Source organism: Sandarakinorhabdus rubra (assembly GCF_010994245.1).
GTDB lineage: Bacteria > Pseudomonadota > Alphaproteobacteria > Sphingomonadales > Sphingomonadaceae > Sandarakinorhabdus > Sandarakinorhabdus rubra.
Map to the genome: position 1 here is coordinate 1 of NZ_WMHO01000316.1, position 2,137 is coordinate 2,137.

Here is a 2,137-nt window from a genome sequence, read left to right on the forward strand (position 1 = left end):
ACAGGCCGCAGCCGTGGCCGCCCATGCCGATGCCGTGGTGGTGGGCAGCGCCATCGTGGACGCCATCGGTGCCGCCGCTGAAGCGCGCGCCAACGACATTCCGGCCCGTGTTGCCGCCCAGGTGGCGGCGCTGGCCCAGGCCGTGCGCGCCGCCCGGACCGAGATCGCCGCCAAGGAGATGGCCCAGTGAGCTGGATCACCCGCACCCGTCAGCAATTGACCGGGTTTCTCGCCCGCCGGGACACGCCGGACAATCTGTGGACCAAGTGCAAGAACTGCGGCGCCATGGTCTACACCAAGGAGTGGGAAGACAATGCGTCCGTCTGCCCGCGCTGCGAGCATCATGATCGCATCGGCCCCAGGGCGCGCTTTGCCCAGCTGTTCGACGGCGAGTATCGGGTGCTGCCGGCCGCCCGCGTGGCCGAGGACCCGCTGAAGTTCAAGGACCAGAAGAAATACACCGATCGCCTGAAGGCGGCGCGAACGGCCACTGCAGAGCCCGAGGCGATGATGGTGGCCGATGGGCAGATTCTGGGCCAGCGCGCCATCGTGGGTGTCCAGGATTTCGCCTTCATGGGCGGCTCCATGGGCATGGGCGTGGGCGAGGCCTTCCTGTCCGGCGTGGATGCCGCGCTGGCCGCCCAGGCGCCCTATGTGGTGTTCACCGCGGCTGGCGGCGCCCGCATGCAGGAAGGCATACTTTCACTGATGCAGATGCCGCGCACCACGGTGGGTATCCAGCAGCTCAACGAGGCCGGGTTGCCCTATATTGTCGTCCTCACCGATCCCACCACCGGCGGCGTGACCGCCAGCTATGCCATGCTGGGCGACGTGCAGATCGCCGAGCCCAATGCCCTGATCGGCTTTGCCGGCCAGCGCGTGATCGAACAGACGATCCGCGAGAAGCTGCCCGAAGGCTTCCAGCGCGCCGAATATCTGCTCGAGCACGGCATGCTCGACATGGTGGTCCACCGCCGCGACCTGAAAGAGGTGCTCGGCCGCCTGCTTGGCCTCTTGATGGCACGGCGGGCTGCCGGGACGCTGGCGGCGTGACCACTAAGGGCATCGCTGGAGGCGGGGGCACCAGTTCCGGCGCGGCCACCACAGGCGCGAAGATGCCGCGTGCACAGTCTGACAATCCGGCGCTCGATCGCCTGCTGCGCCAGGCCTACGAGCTTCACCCGGAAGAGATTGACCTCACGCTCGGCCGCCTCGAACGGTTGCTGGCGGCGCTGGGCAATCCGCATCACCGCCTGCCCCCCGTGTTCCACGTTGCCGGCACCAACGGCAAGGGCAGCAGCTGCGCCATGCTGCGCGCCTGCCTGGAGGCGCAGGGCCACCGTGTCCATGTCTATACCAGCCCGCACCTGGTGCGCTTCAACGAGCGTATCCGCCTGGCCGGCCAGCTGATCAGCGACGAGGCGCTGATCGTCCTGTTGAAGGACGTGCTGACCGCCAATGGCGCGGCGCCGATCACCTTCTTCGAACTGACCACCGCTGCGGCCTTCCTGGCCTTTGCCACCGTGCCGGCCGATGCCGCGATCATCGAGGTGGGGTTGGGCGGGCGCATGGATGCCACCAACCTCATCGCGCAGCCGCTGGTCACCGGCATCGCCCAGCTCGGGCTGGATCACACCCAATGGCTGGGTCCCACCATCCTCGACATCGCGCGCGAGAAGGCCGGCATTGCCAAGCGCGGCGTGCCGCTGGTCACCGGCCGGCACCCGGCGGCGGTGACGGCGCGCATTGCCGAGGTGGCCGGGCTGGCCGGCGCACGGCTGCTCATCCGCGGGCAGGATTGGGATGCGGCGGTCTATGAAGGCCAGCTTCATTATCGCGATGCCGCCGGCAAGCTGGCGCTGCCGCTGCCGCGCCTGGCGGGCAGCCACCAGCACGACAATGCCGCGCTCGCCGTTGCCATGCTGCGCGCGCAGGATGCCCTGCCGCTGAAGGATGCCGCCTATCGCGCCGGCATGGGCTGGGTGGAATGGCCGGCACGCCTGCAGCGGCTGGAAAACGGCAGCCTGCCGGCCCTGTTGCCGGCCGGCAGCAGCCTGTGGATCGATGGCGGCCACAACCCGGCGGCCGGCCGCGCGCTGGCCGAAAGCGTTCGGCCGCTGCTGCAGCCTGGGCAGCG

At 69.3% G+C, this 2,137-nt stretch carries 2 protein-coding genes and 1 pseudogene; all 3 read left to right on the forward strand.

Going from position 1 to position 2,137, the window contains the following annotated elements; translation table 11 throughout:
• Nucleotides 1-190 (forward strand): annotated as a pseudogene (trpA, locus tag GJV64_RS13910) (tryptophan synthase subunit alpha); the annotation flags it as partial.
• Nucleotides 187-1,053: an acetyl-CoA carboxylase, carboxyltransferase subunit beta gene (gene accD, locus GJV64_RS13915; RefSeq protein WP_164158016.1), complete on the forward strand. Its 867-nt coding sequence runs from the start codon at nt 187-189 to the stop codon at nt 1,051-1,053. The pseudogene trpA and the gene accD, both read left to right, overlap by 4 nt.
• A gap of 62 nt (nt 1,054-1,115) precedes the next feature.
• The coding region (locus GJV64_RS13920) for a bifunctional folylpolyglutamate synthase/dihydrofolate synthase (protein WP_164158018.1) at nt 1,116-2,137 on the forward strand (1,022 nt) is incomplete at its 3' end.